The organism is Sphingobium sp. B7D2B (assembly GCF_025961895.1).
Lineage (GTDB): Bacteria > Pseudomonadota > Alphaproteobacteria > Sphingomonadales > Sphingomonadaceae > Sphingobium.
Genome location: NZ_JAOQOM010000001.1, coordinates 2,156,190 through 2,173,553, shown reverse-complemented (window position 1 = coordinate 2,173,553; position 17,364 = coordinate 2,156,190). Strand labels below are relative to the sequence as shown.

General features: G+C 63.2%; 17 protein-coding genes. 11 read left to right on the top strand and 6 right to left on the bottom strand.

Annotated features, from left to right (window positions below):
• Positions 1-113 precede the first annotated feature (113 nt).
• Both M2341_RS09940 and M2341_RS09935 read left to right on the top strand, forming a co-directional pair.
• Complete coding sequence (locus tag M2341_RS09940; RefSeq protein WP_264585116.1) at positions 114-1,061, top strand: ABC transporter ATP-binding protein; 948 nt, start codon at positions 114-116, stop codon at positions 1,059-1,061.
• A complete protein-coding gene (locus tag M2341_RS09935; RefSeq protein WP_181559766.1) occupies positions 1,058-1,828 on the top strand; it encodes an ABC transporter permease in 771 nt (256 codons plus the stop codon). Before M2341_RS09940 ends, M2341_RS09935 begins: the two co-directional genes overlap by 4 nt.
• Before the next feature lie 79 nt (positions 1,829-1,907).
• Here the strand turns inward: M2341_RS09935 and glpX are convergent, their stop codons facing one another.
• From glpX to M2341_RS09920, 3 genes are all read right to left on the bottom strand, one after another.
• Positions 1,908-2,897 (bottom strand): class II fructose-bisphosphatase, encoded by a 990-nt coding sequence (glpX, locus tag M2341_RS09930; RefSeq protein ID WP_181559765.1) that lies wholly within the window; start codon positions 2,895-2,897, stop codon positions 1,908-1,910.
• Between the two features lie 133 nt (positions 2,898-3,030).
• The gene (locus tag M2341_RS09925) at positions 3,031-4,347 is read right to left on the bottom strand and encodes a homoserine dehydrogenase (RefSeq protein ID WP_264570382.1); all 1,317 of its coding nucleotides are present in this window, start codon (positions 4,345-4,347) and stop codon (positions 3,031-3,033) included.
• A gap of 93 nt (positions 4,348-4,440) precedes the next feature.
• Positions 4,441-5,322, bottom strand: a complete 882-nt coding sequence (locus M2341_RS09920; protein ID WP_264585115.1) for a hypothetical protein — start codon at positions 5,320-5,322, stop codon at positions 4,441-4,443.
• Positions 5,323-5,551: 229 nt separating this feature from the next.
• Here M2341_RS09920 and M2341_RS09915 point away from each other — a divergent pair, with 229 nt between their 5' ends.
• The 5 genes from M2341_RS09915 (at position 5,552) to M2341_RS09895 (ending at position 8,870) form a co-directional block, all read left to right on the top strand.
• The gene (locus M2341_RS09915) at positions 5,552-6,205 is read left to right on the top strand and encodes an energy transducer TonB (RefSeq protein WP_264585114.1); all 654 of its coding nucleotides are present in this window, start codon (positions 5,552-5,554) and stop codon (positions 6,203-6,205) included.
• A 72-nt stretch (positions 6,206-6,277) separates the two neighbouring features.
• Entirely contained in the window at positions 6,278-7,027 is a 750-nt protein-coding gene (locus M2341_RS09910; RefSeq protein WP_181559761.1) for a MotA/TolQ/ExbB proton channel family protein, read from the top strand.
• A 101-nt stretch (positions 7,028-7,128) separates the two neighbouring features.
• Positions 7,129-7,614: an ExbD/TolR family protein gene (locus M2341_RS09905; protein WP_181559760.1), complete on the top strand. Its 486-nt coding sequence runs from the start codon at positions 7,129-7,131 to the stop codon at positions 7,612-7,614.
• 25 nt (positions 7,615-7,639) lie between these two features.
• Positions 7,640-8,065 (top strand): ExbD/TolR family protein, encoded by a 426-nt coding sequence (locus M2341_RS09900; RefSeq protein ID WP_181559759.1) that lies wholly within the window; start codon positions 7,640-7,642, stop codon positions 8,063-8,065.
• Positions 8,066-8,549: 484 nt separating this feature from the next.
• Positions 8,550-8,870, top strand: coding sequence for a PilZ domain-containing protein (locus tag M2341_RS09895; protein ID WP_264585113.1), 321 nt, complete (start codon positions 8,550-8,552; stop codon positions 8,868-8,870).
• Between the two features lie 460 nt (positions 8,871-9,330).
• Here the strand turns inward: M2341_RS09895 and M2341_RS09890 are convergent, their stop codons facing one another.
• A complete protein-coding gene (locus M2341_RS09890) occupies positions 9,331-11,121 on the bottom strand; it encodes an ABC transporter transmembrane domain-containing protein (protein WP_264585112.1) in 1,791 nt (596 codons plus the stop codon).
• Between the two features lie 178 nt (positions 11,122-11,299).
• Here M2341_RS09890 and M2341_RS09885 point away from each other — a divergent pair, with 178 nt between their 5' ends.
• The 3 genes from M2341_RS09885 (at position 11,300) to M2341_RS09875 (ending at position 14,033) form a co-directional block, all read left to right on the top strand.
• Positions 11,300-12,535, top strand: coding sequence for a polyhydroxyalkanoate depolymerase (locus M2341_RS09885; protein WP_264585111.1), 1,236 nt, complete (start codon positions 11,300-11,302; stop codon positions 12,533-12,535).
• A gap of 30 nt (positions 12,536-12,565) precedes the next feature.
• On the top strand, positions 12,566-13,582 hold the full coding sequence (gene dgcA / locus M2341_RS09880; protein ID WP_413715377.1) for an N-acetyl-D-Glu racemase DgcA: 1,017 nt from the start codon (positions 12,566-12,568) through the stop codon (positions 13,580-13,582).
• A 76-nt stretch (positions 13,583-13,658) separates the two neighbouring features.
• Positions 13,659-14,033: a hypothetical protein gene (locus tag M2341_RS09875; RefSeq protein WP_264585110.1), complete on the top strand. Its 375-nt coding sequence runs from the start codon at positions 13,659-13,661 to the stop codon at positions 14,031-14,033.
• Here M2341_RS09875 and M2341_RS09870 read toward each other — a convergent pair.
• Together M2341_RS09870 and ubiG are read right to left on the bottom strand one after the other, a co-directional pair.
• Positions 14,015-15,199, bottom strand: a complete 1,185-nt coding sequence (locus M2341_RS09870) for a mechanosensitive ion channel family protein (RefSeq protein WP_264585109.1) — start codon at positions 15,197-15,199, stop codon at positions 14,015-14,017. The genes M2341_RS09875 and M2341_RS09870 overlap by 19 nt on opposite strands.
• Positions 15,199-15,969 carry a bifunctional 2-polyprenyl-6-hydroxyphenol methylase/3-demethylubiquinol 3-O-methyltransferase UbiG gene (ubiG, locus tag M2341_RS09865; protein ID WP_264585108.1) on the bottom strand — a complete coding sequence of 257 codons (771 nt, stop codon included), beginning with the start codon at positions 15,967-15,969 and terminating at the stop codon, positions 15,199-15,201. The genes M2341_RS09870 and ubiG overlap by 1 nt, the downstream gene beginning before the upstream one ends.
• A 106-nt stretch (positions 15,970-16,075) precedes the next feature.
• Between ubiG and M2341_RS09860 the strand changes: the two genes are divergently transcribed.
• Positions 16,076-17,335 carry an aspartate kinase gene (locus M2341_RS09860; RefSeq protein ID WP_181559751.1) on the top strand — a complete coding sequence of 420 codons (1,260 nt, stop codon included), beginning with the start codon at positions 16,076-16,078 and terminating at the stop codon, positions 17,333-17,335.
• Positions 17,336-17,364 lie beyond the last annotated feature (29 nt).

Genomic DNA, 17,364 nt, shown 5'->3' with positions numbered 1-17,364 from the left:
GAACGGAGAAATCGTCCGAAGTGGGTCATTTTGCGAACGGCGTCTTTCGAGCTGAACCGTTTATCCGCACGCCGCTCTTTGCAAGTCCTGACCGATGGAGTAGCTGCGCTATCATGACGGCTATCCTCTCGCTCCGTGGCGTCACCAAGCAGTACGCCAGCGGTCACAAAGCACTCGGCAGCGTCGATCTCGATGTGGAGGAGGGCGAGATATTCGCGCTTCTCGGGCCGAATGGCGCTGGCAAGACGACGCTCATATCCATCATCTGCGGCATCGTGCGCGCCAGTGGCGGGACGGTGCATGTCGGCGGGCACGATATCGTACGGGATTATCGCCAGACGCGCGCCACCATTGGTCTGGTGCCGCAGGAACTCTCGACCGATCAGTTCGAGCGCGTGATCGATACGGTGCGGTTCAGCCGCGGCCTGTTCGGCAAGCCGCGCGACGATGCCTATATCGAGAAGGTGCTGCGCGACCTGACGCTGTGGGACAAGCGCCACTCCAAGCTGCAGGAGCTTTCCGGCGGCATGAAGCGGCGAGTGATGATCGCCAAGGCGCTCGCCCATGAGCCGCGCTTGCTGTTTCTGGATGAGCCCACTGCCGGCGTCGACGTGGAACTGCGCCGCGACATGTGGGCACTGGTTCGCCAGCTGCGGGACAATGGCGCGACGATCATCCTCACGACCCATTATATCGAGGAAGCCGAGGACATGGCCGATCGCGTGGGCGTCATCACCGGCGGCGAGCTGATTCTGGTGGAAGACAAGGCGCGGCTGATGAAGAAGCTGGGCAAGAAGACGCTGCGGATCACGCTCAACGAGCCGATGTCGGCGGTGCCTGCTGCCCTGTCTGACTGGCGTGTGACGCTGGAGAGCGAAGGCGCAGAGCTTGAATATGTGTTCGATAGCCAGGCCGAGCGCACCGGCATCTCCGCGCTCCTTGGCCAGCTGAGCGCCCTTGGCATCGGCTACAAGGACCTCAACACCAAGGAAAGCTCGCTGGAGGACATTTTCGTGGATCTTGTCCACAAGCCCGCGACCCGGTCGGAGCAGGCGGCATGAGCGGCATCAACATCCATGCGATCCGCGCGATTTATCTGTTCGAGCTGCACCGCTTCCAGCGCACGCTGATGACGGGGCTGGTCGTCCCGGCGTTGACCACCACGCTCTATTTCGTGGTGTTCGGCAGCGCCATCGGCTCGCGGATGACGGAGGTCGACGGAATTCCCTATGGCGCCTTCATCGTGCCGGGCCTCATCATGCTGTCGATGTTCACGGAGAGCATCTTCAACGCCAGCTTCGGCATCTACATGCCCAAATATAGCGGCACGATCTACGAGTTGCTCTCTGCGCCCATTTCCGCGCTGGAGACGATCATCGCCTATGTGGGTGCTGCAGCGACGAAGTCGATGATCATCGGCCTGGTGATTCTCGCGACCGCGCATTTGTTCGTCGATCTGCCGATCGCGCACCCACTCGCCATGATCCTGTTCATGATGGTGATCGCGATCAGCTTCTGCCTGTTCGGGTTCATCCTGGGCATCTGGGCGCAGAGTTTCGAGCAGTTGCAGGTCATCCCGCTCATCGTCGTCATGCCGATGACCTTTCTGGGCGGCGCGTTCTATTCAATCCATATGCTGCCCGAGCCCTGGCGGACGATCACCATGTTCAATCCGGTGGTCTATCTGATCAGCGGGTTCCGTTGGACCTTCTTCGGGAAGGGCGATGTCGCGATGGGCGTCTCCGTGGCGTTCGTCAGCGCGATGTTGGTCATCTGCCTCGCGGTGATCGCCTGGATGTTCAAGACCGGATATCGTCTCAAGAAGTAGAGCGAACTGGCGTCAGATACCAAAACGCCCGCCATGCGCGAACGCAGGCGGGCGGTTCAATCTCTGAATACTCGGTACGTCAGTCGCGGGCGCGATGCTCGCCCTTGACCCAGCGGACCGTGCCGGACGAGGCCCGCATCACGACGCTGTTCGTGGTCATTTTGCCGCCGCGCAGGAGCTTGACGCCCTCGAGCAGCGAACCATCGGTGACGCCGGTTGCAGCGAAGATGCAGTCCCCCTTGGCGAGGTCTTCCAGCTTGTAGATGCGGTCGAGGTCGGTGATGCCCCACTTACGGGCGCGGGCCTTCTCGTCCTCGTTGCGGAACAGGAGCTTGCCGTTGAACTGGCCACCGACGCAGCGCAGGGCCGCACAGGCGAGCACGCCTTCAGGCGCGCCGCCAGAGCCCATGTACATGTCGATGGTGGTGTCCGGGTCCGTCGTCGCGATCACGCCGGCCACGTCGCCGTCGCCGATCAGCACCACGCCGCAGCCGATACCGCGCAGTTCGGCAATCAGTTTCTCATGGCGCGGGCGATCCAGCACGCACACGATGATCTCGGAGGGCTTCACACCCTTGGCCTTGGCGACCGCCTCGACATTCTCCGTGGCGCTCTTGCGCATGTCGATGATGTCCGGCGGATAGCCGGGGCCAACCGCCAGCTTCTCCATGTAGACGTCCGGCGCGTTGAGCAGATTGCCTTCCTCGGCCGCAGCGAGAACCGCAAGCGCATTGGGGCCGGCCTTGGCGGTGATGGTCGTGCCTTCCAGCGGATCGAGCGCGATGTCGATCTTGGGGCCACGGCCCGGCGCGCCGCCGACCTTCTCGCCGATGTACAGCATGGGGGCTTCGTCGCGCTCACCTTCGCCGATCACCACCGTGCCATCCATGTACAGGCCATCGAAGGCCTTGCGCATAGCTTCGACAGCAGCAGCGTCAGCGGCCTTCTCGTCGCCGCGCCCCACGAGCTTTGACGCGGCGATCGCGGCGGCCTCGGTGACGCGCACCATCTCAAGAACAAGTACCCGATCGAGTACGGAACTGGCTTCGACGGTATTCGACTTCCCCATCCTGCGGCATCCTTTGCTGAATTGATGGGACGCGATAGGCGAGGATTGTTGCAATGTCGATAATGAGCCAGCGTCTTACCGGTGCGGCCGGGCGCATATCGCATCCCGGCCTCTAAGCGCGGGGTCGCGACTGTCAGTCGAGGATGTGCATCAGCATCGGTGCGCCCAGTAGACTGTCCGATCCGCCGAGCCTGCGCAGCAGATCGTCGATGGCGGAGAGGGCGCCTGGGTGCGTGACGATGGCGACGAGAACGCCCTCGTCCGCGGTGGCGGCCCGCTGGATCACGCTTTCGATCGACACGCCCGAATCCCGCATCGCCGCCGTGATTTCCGCCAGAACGCCGGGGCGGTCCTGGACCTGGAAGCGCAAATACGCACGGCCGGTGCGCTGGCCGGCATCGGCCTTGACCTGGCGCTGCAGCCATTCGGCCGGCATGGCGAAGGCAGGACCATATTCATCGCGCGCCACGTCGATAACGTCTGCGACCACGGCCGAAGCGGTGGGGCCTTCACCAGCGCCGGCGCCCTGGAAGAACAGGCGGCCGACGAAATTGCCCTCCGCCACAACCGCGTTCAGCGCGCCATCGACATGGGAAAGCGGGTGATCGAGCGGCACCAGCATGGGGTGGACGCGCTGGAAGAGGCCGACATTCTCGCTGCCGTCCGCCTCGCACTCTGCCATGCCGACCAGCCTGATCTTGAAGCCGAGCGATGCCGCCTCGCGGATGTCGGCAGCCATGACATTGCGGATGCCAGTGATGTCCACCGAGCCGAAATCGATCTCCGTGCCGAAGGCGAGGCTGGCGAGAATCGAGAGCTTGTGCGCGGCGTCGATACCGTCAATGTCGAAGGTGGGGTCGGCCTCGGCATAGCCTTTGGCCTGCGCGTCCTCCAGCACCTGGTCGAACGGGCTGCCATGCTGCTCCATGGTGGAGAGGATGTAATTGCAGGTGCCGTTGAGGATGCCATAGACCCGCATGATGCGATTGGCAGCGGCGCCCTCGCGCAGGCCCTTGATGACTGGCACGCCGCCCGCGACGGCCGCTTCATATTTCAGCGCAACGCCGCTCCGCTCGGCTTCATGTGCCAAATCGAGACCATGATGAGCGATCATCGCCTTGTTGGCGGTGACGAAAGGCTTGCCCTGGCTCAGGCATTGGCGGGCCAGCGTCAGGGCCGGGCCATCCGCGCCGCCGATCAGCTCGACGACCGTATCGATGTCCTCGCGCTGCGCAAGGGTCGCCATGTCGTCGACCCATTCATAGGCGGAGAGATCGAGCCCGCGATCCTTGCTGCGGTCCCGCGCGGAAATGGCGACCACCTCGATCGGGCGGCCTGCACGCCGGGCGATCAGATCCCGGTTGGTCTCCAGCAGGCGAATGACACCGGCGCCCACGGTTCCCAGGCCGACGATGGCGAGGCGAAGGGGGCGGGAAGAGGCGTCGGTCATGATCATGTCCTGCAAAAAATGTTTGAGCGGCGGTCGCATGGAGGTCCGCCGCCGCTCATAGCGGGTAATCCCGTTCAGGAAAGAGCCCTCTGCCTAAATGACCGGCGTTTGGGTGCGGTCACATGGTCCGAGCGCGGCCCGGAATGCGTTGTAATCGCGACTGGCGGCTTCCGCATCGTTGCGCGCCAGTTCGGTGAGGGCCAGGGCCGGAAGCTGATCGGGCAAGCTGCACGCGAGGCGATACCACAGCAAGGTGTCCCGCTCGGGGAGCTTCGCCGAATCATCCACAACCTCGCCCAGCGACACGCTGAAATGCGGTTGCTCCTGCGGTCTGCGGATCACCGACAGCGAAATCGGCGAGCCGTCCGCCGTGCCGAGGAAGATCTGGGTCTCCCCTTCGCCCACAATCGCGCCTGGCACATGGAAGGCGGAGGTAATGGCGGTGATCGGACCAGGTGCCCCCGGCGCGTAAAGATCTTCGATGACCTTTCGCGCCAGCGCCTCGTTGGCGGGGGTCCAGGGCACGAGCGCCGTGCTCGCGCTCAACTGGAACTCGCTCACCTGCTGGCCGACTTTGCCGAAAGCGAGAAAAATCTTGTTCTTGAGGTTGGGGCGTCGAGCATTTTCCGCCGACCCGTCCACGAGGAAAGAGATTCGCTTGGACATCACGCCATCACTGCGAATCAAGCCGAGCGTTTCAGCCTGGACGTAAAAACGGCTCCGCGTTTCCGGCAGATCGGGCGCGCGCTCACGCTTGAGGGCGACGATAGAACGCACGGTAATGCGCGCCACCGTGGGGGATGACGATACCAGTTCGGCCATCCGCGCGTAACTCAAGCTTGCAGGCTCTGGCGATTCTGCCACCTGTGCCGTAGCGGAAGTGCAAATAAAGGGGAAAGCGGCTGTCAACAGGGCGCTGCAACCGATTGCCACCAGTTTGAACCGGGCCTTTGGGCGTCGGATTGTGTCGGTCATACGCAATTCTCCTGATAGGCCTTCCTCAGCCTCTAACATAGGGGGTTAAGCAGAGGTGACCACCGTCAACAAAGCGTTTGCTTCACACGTTTTGCCACGATAGGACATGCCTCGGAATTTAGGAGCCCGAGCGATCAGTATCGCACGGAAGACGTCGTGCTTTACGGCATTTCGTCGATTCGTGGTCTGATTGTCAGCGCTGTATCGAGCTAGGGAGTGTCATTGCTGAATGGCCTATGCTGACCAGTCACAATCGTCCGGTAGGACGGTTTCTCTTATCATCGTGGCAATCATTCACGCGATCCTCGGTTATGCGTTTGTGACGGGGCTTGGCATCAAGTATGTCAAGCAGGCTGCAGAACAGCTGAACGTCATCGACGTGGCAGAGGAGCCGCCGCCGCCAGAGGAGGAGCCGCCGCCACCGCCTCCGCCTCCGCCAGACATGCCGCCGCCACCGCCGCCGCCGCCCACAGCGCCGCCGCCGATGATTTCGCTGCCGAGCACGGCTCCGGTTCTGGCGCCGCCGCCGCCTCCCACGCCGCCTCCGCCGGCTCCGCCTGCACCGCCGCCGCCGCCTGCGCCGGTGGTCAGCAAGGCCGCTGGCGCCAGGGGTAACCCTGCGAGCTGGATTACGTCTGACGACTATCCTGCAGGCGCCCGTCGTGACGAAGCCGAGGGTTCCGTGACGATCGCATGGGAGATCAATGAGCAGGGTCGGGTGGAGAATTGCCGAGTGACCGCGTCGAGCGGCCGTCGGGATCTCGACGAAACCGCTTGCAGCCTGATCGTTCGCCGGGGACGTTATTCTCCCGCGCTCGATCAAGCCGGCAACCCGATCAGGTCCAGCAGCTCGCGTCGCGTCGTCTGGAAGCTTGAACGTTAATCCTGATTTCGGCCGTCCCGAACCGGGGCGAGGGACGGCCCATTCACCGACTGGTTTGAGAGGAATACACGAATGTTGATTTATTTGTCCGCAGCCGCTGCGCCGGCCGATAACCCTTACGGTCTCATGGAAGCCCTCGAGCAGGGCGGCGTGATCGCCTGGACCGTTTTCATCATTCTTTGCGGCATGTCCGTGTTCTCGTTCTTCATTCTGTTCTCGAAGCTCATCGAGCAGCAGAAGGTGATCGGCCAGGCCAAGAAGGTCCGTACGACGTTCTGGCGTTCGGCGACCCTCAAGGAGGGTTCGGCCAAGCTCGAGAAGAACAGCGCCTACAAGCAGCTGGTCGACGACGGCATCATGGCGCAGGAACAGCATGCCAAGCTGACCGATCCGGTCGAGGCACATGACTGGATGCACGCTTCGCTCGCGCGTTCGGAAGCTGCCATCAACTCCAAGCTCGGCGGTGGCCTCGCGTTCCTCGCGACCGTCGGTGCGACCGCGCCGTTCATCGGTCTGTTCGGTACGGTTATCGGTATTTACCGCGCGCTCATCAAGATCGGTGCGTCCGGTCAGGCCTCGATCGACGCCGTTGCCGGCCCGGTCGGTGAAGCTCTGATCATGACCGCGCTGGGTCTGGCCGTGGCCGTTCCGGCGGTGCTTGCCTACAACTGGCTGCAGCGTCGTAACAAGTCGATTGCTGAGGACCTGAGCGGCTTCAACAACGACCTGCTTGGCTACATGGTGTCCAACGGTGCGGTCCGTCCGACCGTGGTTGCTGCCCCGGCCGCGCCCGCTGCCAAGCCGGCTGCCGCCAAGGCCTGAGCTATCAAATGAAGCAGGTGTGGCGATCCTCGAGCGGTCGCCACATCAAGCCTCCGCAAGGACGTGCGTGCTTCCAAAGCCAAGAGTTAGGATTTTGATCGATGGCAATTAGCTCTGGGGGTGGTGGTGATGACACCCCGATGTCGGACATCAACACGACGCCTCTCGTGGACGTCATGCTGGTGCTTCTCATCATCTTCCTCATCGCAATTCCGGTGGTGATCCAGACAGTGGACGTGAAGCTGCCGAAGATCGCCTTCGAGCCAACGACCACGAAGCCGGAAAATGTGAGCCTTACGGTTCGCGCAGTGGATGGGCAGTGCGAAGTGTACTGGAACGTGACCAAGGTCACGGCCGGCGATCTTCTCAACCGCGCTGTCAAGAAGCTGGAAGCGGATATCGAGAAGGCCGGTGGCGTGGAGAACATGAACCCCGACGATCTGCCCGAAGCGCACATCCGTGCAGACATCGATACGCCGTACCGGTGCATCGGCGGCACGATCTTCACGATGCAGCGCGCTGGTTATCCGAAGGTTGGCTTCATTTCCGAGCCCGACCCGGCTTCGATTTCCGTCCGTCGCCTCTGACGCCCAAGTTTAGGAGACCAGTCCCATGGCAATGAGTGGTGGCCGCGACGACGGCGAGCCGATGATGGAAATGAACACGACGCCGTTGATCGACGTCATGCTCGTGCTCCTCATCATGTTCATTATCACGATCCCGATCCAGACCCACGCGGTGAAGATCGACCTTCCGCAGAATGCAGACGCGCCGCAGAACACGATCGACCCGGTCAAGAATCGTCTGACCATCGATCCGGCAGGCACGATCTACTGGAATGGCGCCCCGGTCGACCGGGTGACGCTGCGCCAGTATCTCGATCAGACCAGCCGTATGGCCCCGGAGCCTGAGCTGCAGTTCGAGCCTGACCAGTCGGCTCGTTATGTGGTGGTTGATGAGGTGCTCGCCATCATCAAGCGCGCTGGCGTGACCAAGCTCGGCTTCGTCGGCAACGACCGCTACGGCGGCGTGTTCTGATCATAGCGGAAACGCGCTTCGTCGCGGATCTGGATGTGTTTGGAAAAGGGGGCTTCGGCCCCCTTTTTTGTTGGACTTCCGGGGGTAACGTGCCGGGCATGGTGATGGGCCTCGGAGGGGCTTCGCCCCCCGCGTGGGCGTGGGGTAGTCGGCCTTCAAGACCTTGATCCTGCGCACCGCGTGCGAACACTGTTGTTGGTCTGGTGAGGCCAGCAAGCGCCAGTGGCGGAAGCACACACGTCAGATCAGCATAACGGTTTTAGGCCTTCGATGGCGCCGGTGACACCGTTCTGGAATTAGCCGTCGCTCTGACACTGAACTCGGCGCTGCTGATTTTGAGCGATCAAGATAGGCAGGTGGTCGTTCGTCGAGGCCCATGTACGTTTTCGGGCCCTCATCTGCGGGGCCGGGCGGAACTCCTATGATTAGGACGATGGTAAGCTTCCCTGTCGTATCGTGCGATATTCCAGGCAGGCAGGTCGATATGGGCGCAGTTCCAGACAGAATGAATGAGCCGTCCGCTCGTTCGTCAGCGCGACAGTCGGTGTTGATTGGCGTCCGTGTGCGCCGCAAGGGCGAGAGCTGGTTCAAGAGCCGGATTTCGGACATGTCGCTCACGGGCTTCCGCTTGATGAGCTACGTGAAGCTTCAGGTCGGTATGGAAGTGTGGGTGATGTTTGCCGGCTTTGAAGGACGCAAGGCGTTCGTCACCTGGGTGTGCGACCATGAAGCGGGGTGCGAGTTCGAGACACCGATGCATCCGGCGATTTTCGACCATATTCTGCGTGGGGCGAGCATGGACTGACGACCTCGGGCCAATCAAGCGCGCGCGCTCGACATGATGCGCTTCGCCGGCAAAGGGCAAGAGGGCGCACTGAGGCTTGCTCGCCGGGATCGTGGGACACGCTCGGTCAGTTCCGTGCCGCGCTGCAGACCCATTGCCGGTTTACTGCACACGACAGGCAGCACCGAAAGGGACCTCGCTTCCGAGGTCGACGGGGCGTGGCTCGCGAACCTGCTAAAGACTTGGTCGATACCTCGATGCCATTCTGCACGCGTTCTTAGGATCTGGAAGTGCATGGGCGCGTTGCCGGTCTCGGTGCTCCCATGTGAGATCCTGAACACCGACGCAGCCGACTTATGTGAGCGTCGCTCATTTGGGCAAGCGGCAGCCGGGCCAAACATTCGCGAGCTAAGCAGCTAAGAGCTACCGCCGCATCATCAACAGCTGACCGCCGCGCCCACCTCCGCCAATCCCCTGGCGATCAGGCCGGTTCGTCGAACTGCAGCGATGCGAGCCGCGCATAGAGGCCACCGCGGGCAATCAGGTCCGCGTGGGTGCCGATGTCCGCGATCCGGCCCTGATCGAGGACGACGATGCGGTCGGCGGCGCGGACGGTCGCCAGGCGATGGGCGATGACGATGGTCGTGCGATCCTTCATCAGCCGGGCGAGGGCATCCTGCACCAGGCTTTCGGATTCCGCGTCCAGCGCGGAGGTCGCTTCATCGAGCAGCAGCAGCGGCGCGTCCTTGAGAAGCGCGCGGGCGATCGCGACGCGTTGGCGCTGGCCGCCGGAGAGGCGGGCGCCGCTCTCGCCGAGTTCGGTGTCCAAGCCCTGCGGCAGCGCCTTGAGAAAGCCGTCGGCATTGGCTGCGCGCGCGGCCTCCATCAACTGCTCGTCGGTGGCATCCCAGCGTCCGTAACGCAGATTGTCGCGCGCACTGGCGGCGAAGATCACGGTTTCCTGCGGTACCAGCGCGATCATGCTGCGCAGGCTCAGCAGGTCTGCCTGCCGCAGGTCGACGCCGTTGAGGAGGACCCTCCCGCGGGACGGATCGTAAAACCGCTCTGCAAGCTGAAGGAGCGTGGATTTGCCCGCGCCGGATGGGCCGACGATCGCCACGGTCTCGCCCGGTGCGACATCCAGCGAGAAATCCATGAGGGCCGGCAAATCCGGCCGCGTCGGATAGCGGAAGGCCACGTTCTCGAACGTCAACCGCGCCTGACCGGGCTGCGGGATGGCGACCGGCCGGGCCGGTTGGCGGATTTCGGAGACGGCGCTGGTCAGTTCGCTCAGCCGGGTGGCGGCGCCGGCCCCGCGCAGCAGATCGCCATAGACCTCGGTGAGCGCCCCGAAGGCACCCGCGACTAGGCCGCCCGTCATCACGAAGGCTGCGATGCTGCCGCCGGACATCCGGCCCGCTGCGACGTCGAGTGCGCCCTGCCACATGATGAGCGTGATGGAGCCGAAGATCACCAGAATGATCGTCGCGGTCATGGCTGCCCGCAGCGTGATGCGTTGGCGGGCCGTGCGGAAGCTGTCCTCGACCGCGCGCCGGAATCGTCCGGCCTCGCGCTCTTCCTGACCGAAGGCCTGGACGATCTTCATGGCGCTCAGCACTTCGTTGGTGATGCTGCCGACCGCAGCCAGCCGATCCTGACTGTTGCGCGAGAGCGCGCGAAGGCGGCGACCGACCAGAATGATCGGCCCGAGCACGATGGGAATGCCGAACAGCAGCATCGCCGTAAGGCGCGGCGCGAGCATGAACAGATAGACGATGCCGCCAAAACCGGTGAGCAGATTGCGCATCGCCACCGAGACCGTCGAGCCGACGACCTGCTCGATGATGGCGGTATCCGCCGTCATGCGAGAGGCGATCTCGGAGGGGCGGTTATGCTCGAAAAAGGCCGGCTCCTGCCGCAGCAGATTGGCTTGCGCGGCGATCCGCAGATCGGCCACCACGCGCTCGCCCAGCCAGGCGACGAAGTAGAAGCGCATGGCGGTCGCAAAGGCCAGGATGACCACGATGAGCAGCAGATACTGGAACCAGCGGCTGATGTCCCCGTCCAGTCCCGAGGCGAAACCGCGATCAATGACCAGCTTGAAACCACTGGGGATGGCAAGCGTTGCTGCAGAGGCGAGAACCAGGGCGAAGCCGGCGCCGGCTATGCGGCCGGGGTAGCGGAGCGCGGCGCGCCAGATCAGTCGCAGATTGCCAAGATCGCCCGCTTTGCGCCGATCGTCATTGTCTGGGGTGGACGCCGAGGTAGCCATGGTCGCGCCCTAGACCAACTTTGCAATCAAGGGGAGGGCTTTTGCACCTGCGCTGTGCCTTCTGGTGTGGCAAAGGAGACGCGTCGGCACTATTTAATGCTTCTAAGCTCGGCATCGGCGCTGGCGTCAGGGCGTTGGATGTGCTGGTTTAGACAGATGGCCCCGAGTAAGGAAACACATGCTCTATAGTGCCTATGAAATTCAGCGCAGCTTTCTGGCAAGCGCCAGTGCCATGGCGACCGCGAGCGTAGAACTGCTCCAAAATCCCGCAAATCCCTTTGCTTATTTCGGTGGCGGTCCGATGCTCGCCTCCGCGCTGGATGTGTTCGCGCATGCCGCCGCGCCGCGCGGCAAGCCCGCCTTCGATCTGCCGACCACCGAGGTGGATGGGCAGACCGTAGCGGTGCACGAAGTCATCGAGGCGCGCCAGGTCTTCGGCCAGCTGCGTCATTTCGTGCGGGAAGGGCAGGAAGGCCGGCACCCCAAGCTGCTGATCGTCGCGCCGATGTCCGGCCATTTCGCGACGCTCCTGCGCGGCACGGTGGGCCGGATGCTGCCGGGGCATGACGTCTACATCACCGACTGGCGCGATGCCCGCGATGTGCCGCTCTCCGACGGGACGTTCGATCTGGATGATTATGTCGATTATCTCGTCGGGTGGCTCGAGCATATCGGACCGGGCGCACATATGCTGGCGGTCTGCCAGCCGTCGGTGCCCTGTCTGGCGGCCGCGAGCCTCATGTCGGCCTCCAAGCATCCGTGCCGTCCGCGCACATTGACCATGATGGGCGGCCCGATCGACACCCGCGAGGGGCCGACGGCCGTCAATCAGCTGGCGCAGGAGCGGCCGCTGAGCTGGTTCAGCCAGAACGTCGTGACCTCGGTTCCATTCAATTATCCCGGCGCCGGGCGGAAGGTCTATCCCGGCTTCATGCAGTTGGCCGGTTTCATGACCATGAACCTTGGCAACCACCTGATGAGCCACTGGCAGATGTTCCGCCACCTCGTTCAAGGAGATGACGAGAGCGCGGACGCGACCAAGAAGTTCTACGAGGAATATCGCTCGGTCTGCGACATGACTGCGGAATTCTACCTGCAGACCGTCAATGAGGTGTTCAAGAAGCACAGCCTGCCCAAGGGCGAGTTCATGCATCGCGGCGTCCGCATCGACACGGCGGCGATCACCGATGTCGCGCTACTCGCGGTCGAAGGTGAGAACGACGATATTTCAGGTATCGGCCAGACGAGGGCGGCGCTCAAGATTTCCCCGAACCTGCCGGACGAGATGAAGCAATATTATCTCGCCGAGACGGTCGGTCACTACGGCATCTTCAATGGCTCGAAATGGCGGAACCGCATTGCGCCAGTGGTCGAGGCATGGATCGCCCGCCACGATGATCTGCCGCGCGGCTGATCGCCCGTTTTTCATGAGGTCGGATTTGCAGTGATCGACATTGGCCTGCAGCAAGTCGCGGTCGAGCGCTTCGCCGTGCGCGACGCTTTCACCATCAGCCGTGGCGCCAAGACGTTTGTGGATGTGGTCATGTGCCTGGTCACGGATGGCACGTTCACCGGGCGGGGCGAGGGCACGCCGATCTATTATCATGGTGAGACGGCCGAAGGATGTGCGGCGGCGATCGAGGCGCTCGTGCAGGCGCAGGGCGGCGTGCCGGACCGCGAGACGTTGCGCACCCTGATGCCACCGGGCGCCGCACGCAATGCGCTGGATTGCGCACTGTGGGATCTGGAGGCAGCGCGGACCGGCAAGCCGGTTTGGGCGCTGGCCGGACTGAAGGCGCCCCAGCCGGTCCGGACGGCCTATACGATCAGCCTCGATACGCCGGAGAAGATGGCGCAGGCGGCCGCAGACGCGCGGGCGCGGGGGTTTACGCTGCTCAAGTGCAAGCTCACCGGCGACGGCGATCAGGCCCGCATCGAAGCGGTGCGCCAAGGTGCGCCGGATGTCGACCTGATCGTGGATGCCAATGAGAGCTGGGCCGATCTGGACGTGCAGGCGCAAGCCCGTGCATTGGCCGATCTGGGCGTCGCATTGATCGAGCAGCCCTTGCCGGCACAGGCTGATGCGGCGCTGGCCGGGCTGGCTCTGCCGGTGCCGATCTGCGCGGACGAGAGTTGCCAGTCGCTGGCTGATCTGGCGCGGCTCGGGGCCTATCAGGCAATCAATATCAAGCTCGACAAGGCCGGAGGACTCACCGAGGCGCTCGCCATGGCGCATGCGGCGCGGGCAGCGGGGAAGCGCATCATGGTCGGCTGCATGCTCGCAAGCTCGCTCGGCATTGCGCCTGCCTTTCTGCTTGCACAGTTCGCCGATTGGGTGGACCTCGACGGCGCCTTGCTGCTAGCTCATGATCGCGAGGGCGCCATGAAAGTCGCCAACGGATATCTTTCGCCCGGAACTTTATGGGGCGAGGCGATTATAACGGATGCTCAACGAAGTTGAACGACAATAGGGTTTTGAAGCGGTCGTAAAGGCCGAGGACCGGCAATTACCGGGTCGCGATTGGAGGAGGCTGTACGTGCGCCTAGCACGAATTCTCGCATTATTGGTGGTACTCGCGACTGTCGGCGTGTCGGCCTATTTCCTCTATCGCATGCCCTTTGCTTGGCTGCAGATCGTCCCTGCGGCGATTGGCGTCGGCCTGTGCCTCTGGTTCTGGCGCACGGCACCCAAGCGCAAGAAAGCTCGCAAGCGCGCCGCGCTCGCGACGGTTCTGTTCGTGCCGCTGCTGATGGCGAGCGCCGTGCTCAGCCTGACGGTTTCGCCGGAATCGGTCTGGCCGGTGTTCACCGCGCTGGCGCTGCTCGCGATGATGGTCGCCGTGCTTGCGCTCATGCGGATCGAGCGCAAACAGAACCATGTGTGGGCCGGCTATTATTCCGACGTGGCCTGATCGGCGCTCCCGATACTGCGCGGGGCCAGAGCGCCCGGCAGTTCGTGGAGGACCGGGTAGGGCATGATCATCTTGCCGGCCGGATCGGCGGTAAATGTGGTCTGCGTGGGATAGGCAAATTCCAGCCCCAGATCATTGAAGCGGCCGAGAATATCGAGGCCGATCGCGTGGCGGATCATGTAAACCTCATCCCAATCATGCGAGTGCACATCGAACTCCAGCTCGAAATCCAGTGAGCTGGCCCCAAAGCCGATGAAGCCCGAGCGCACGAAGTCGCCGCCATGCGCGTTGACGATCTCTCGCAGCAGATCGGGAATCTTCGCCGCTTCAGCGGGTGCGGTCTGGTAGATGACGCCGATGGCGAACTTGACCCGGCGGCGATCGAGGCCGGTGTAGCTCGTGATCTCCTTGTTCAGCAATTGCGCATTGGAGACGATCATGCGTTCGCCCGTCACCACGCGCAGGCGCGTTGATTTGAGGCCAATGCGCTCCACGACGCCGGTCTGCGTACCGAAATTGATCGCATCGCCGACCTTGAACGGCTTGTCGAAAATGATCGAGAGGGACGCAAACAGGTCCGAGAAAATGCCTTGGGCGGCAAGACCAATGGCGATGCCGCCTATGCCGAGACCGGCCACAAGACCGGTGACGTTGACGCCCAGATTGTCCAGCACGACGATGGCCGCAACGGCGAAGATCGCGATGGAGAGGAGGACTTTGATAAGACCGCTGGCGTTGGCCAGGGCTTCGCTGCCGCCCAGCTCCGGGTCCGAGCGCATCTGGATGAAGCCGAGCGCCATGTGGCGCACCCAGACCGCGATCTGCCAGGCCGTCACCACGATGAACAGGAAGTTGATCGCATTGAACAATGCCGGCGGCACCGGGAAATAATTGACGACGAGGCGCGCCGCGATGAGCATCATGAACAGATGCCCGGTTTTCCCGACGGTGCTGGCGGCGACGCCCATGATCGGGGCGCTGTGGGCCGCCCTGAGCAGCAGGCGCTGCACGATCCGCTTGAGCAGCCCCAGCGCAAAATAGATGGCGATGCCGATGGCCACGGCGATCGCCACCTCGATCCAGTTCTCGCCCAGCCATGTCATGGCATGTTCGAGACCGCGGAGGGGATTGGCGTGGGATGAAGTTGTCGTCGGGGCAGCAGTCATCAGGCTGGCTTGCTCGCAGATGGGGGGATGTCGTGCGATGAGAACGCCGCAGAGAGGATGTAGTTCACGGACAGATTGTCACTGAGCACGAAGCCATATCGCGGATCGGCCATCAGGCCCTTGGTCGTCATGACGTGCAGGCCACGGTCGGACAGCAGCGCTTCCATTTCCTCCGGGGTGATGAAGCGGGCTGCGTCATGCGTGCCCTTGGCGATGCGGCCGAAGCCCTCTGCCAGCGTCACCACCATCAACTTGGAGAGCGGCGTCCGGTTTGGCGTCGAGATAATCAGCAGCCCATTCGGCTTGAGCAGCCGCGCGATGGCGGAGAGGAACATCGCCGGATCGGTGACATGTTCGATGACTTCCAGCGCCGTGATCAGGTCGAATTGCGGATCGGCCAGCGTCTCCACCCCGCAATTGCGATAATCGATGGGCAGGCCCATTGCGGCGGCGTGTTCACGGGCGACGGCGATATTCTCCGGCGCCGCATCCACTGCCGTCACGGCGCCGCCCATGCGGGCGAGCGGCTCGGCGACGAGCCCGGCCCCGCAGCCGACATCGAGAACGCGCTTGCCGGCCAGCGGGCGCAGATCCTGGGCCGATCCACCCCAGTGCGCGTCGATGGCGGCGCGGATGAAGCCAAGGCGCACCGGTCCCAGCTTATGGAGCATGGCGCTGGAGCCATTGGGGTCCCACCAATCGGCCGCGTGCGCGCCGAAATGCGCGGCTTCTTTGGGGTCGATGGTGCTGCTGTGCGGTTCGCTTGCCATTGCCGATCCTGCTGACTAATAGGGCGCCGGCTCGAAGGCCGGTGAATACCGATCCGTCGGCATTTCATGCCCCCTTGATAGTCCAAGAAAGGTCCGCGGCAAGTCCATGGCGCGTATTGTGATGAAATTTGGCGGCACGTCGATGGCCGGCATGGAGCGAATCCGCAACGTCGCGCTTCGGGTGAAGCATGAGGTTGGCTTGGGCAACGAGGTCGCCGTCGTCGTTTCCGCGATGGCCGGCGAGACCGATCGTCTGGTCAACTTTTGCAAGGAAGCCAGCCCACTTTACGACCCCGCCGAATATGACGTGGTTGTCGCGGCAGGCGAGCAGGTGACGTCCGGGTTGCTGGCGATGACGCTCAAGGCGCTGGGCGTCGATGCGCGCAGCTGGCTGGGCTGGCAGTTGCCGATCCGCACGAGCGAGGCACATAGCAAGGCGCGGATCGACACGGTCGAGACCGAAGGCCTGCTGGCGGCGATGACCGCCGGGCAGGTCGCGGTCATTCCGGGCTTTCAGGGGCAGATGGAGAGCGGCCGGGTCTCGACCCTGGGTCGTGGCGGGTCTGATACCTCCGCCGTGGCGGTCGCGGCCGCCGTGCAGGCCGATCGGTGCGATATCTATACAGATGTCGATGGCGTCTACACGACCGATCCGCGCATCGTCAGCCGGGCCCGCAAGCTCGACAAGGTTACCTATGAGGAAATGCTGGAGCTGGCCAGTGTCGGCTCGAAAGTGCTGCAGACGCGGTCCGTCGCGCTGGCGATGAAGGAGAAGGTGCGCGTGCAGGTGCTCTCCTCCTTCGACGCGCCAGGGGACGATCCCGAACCCGGCACGATGATCGTCAGCGAAGCAGAAATTGAGGAAAGCGACATGGAACGGCAGCTCATCACCGGCATCGCTCATGACAAGAACGAAGCCAAGATCATCGTCACGCGCGTGCCGGACAAGCCCGGTGCGGTTGCCAGCATCTTCGGCCCGCTGGCCGATGCGAGCATCAATGTCGACATGATCATCCAGAATGACAGCAAGGACAATGCCGAGACGGACGTGACCTTCACTGTCCCCCGCACCGACCTCGCGCGCAGCGTCGACATTCTGGAGAAGCTGCAGAACGAGATCGGCTTTCGTCGCATCATCACCGACGATCAGGTCGCCAAGATCAGCGTCGTGGGTGTTGGCATGCGCAGCCATGCCGGTGTTGCGGCGACCATGTTCAAGACGCTGGCCGAGCGCGGCATCAATATCGAGGCGATCTCCACCAGCGAGATCAAGGTCTCGGTACTGATCGACGAGGACGAGACCGAACTGGCCGTTCGCGTGCTCCACACCGCCTACGGTCTCGATGCGGAGCAGGCGCCCGCTTGATCTATTTGGAGCCGCTTCCGTTCGGGAGA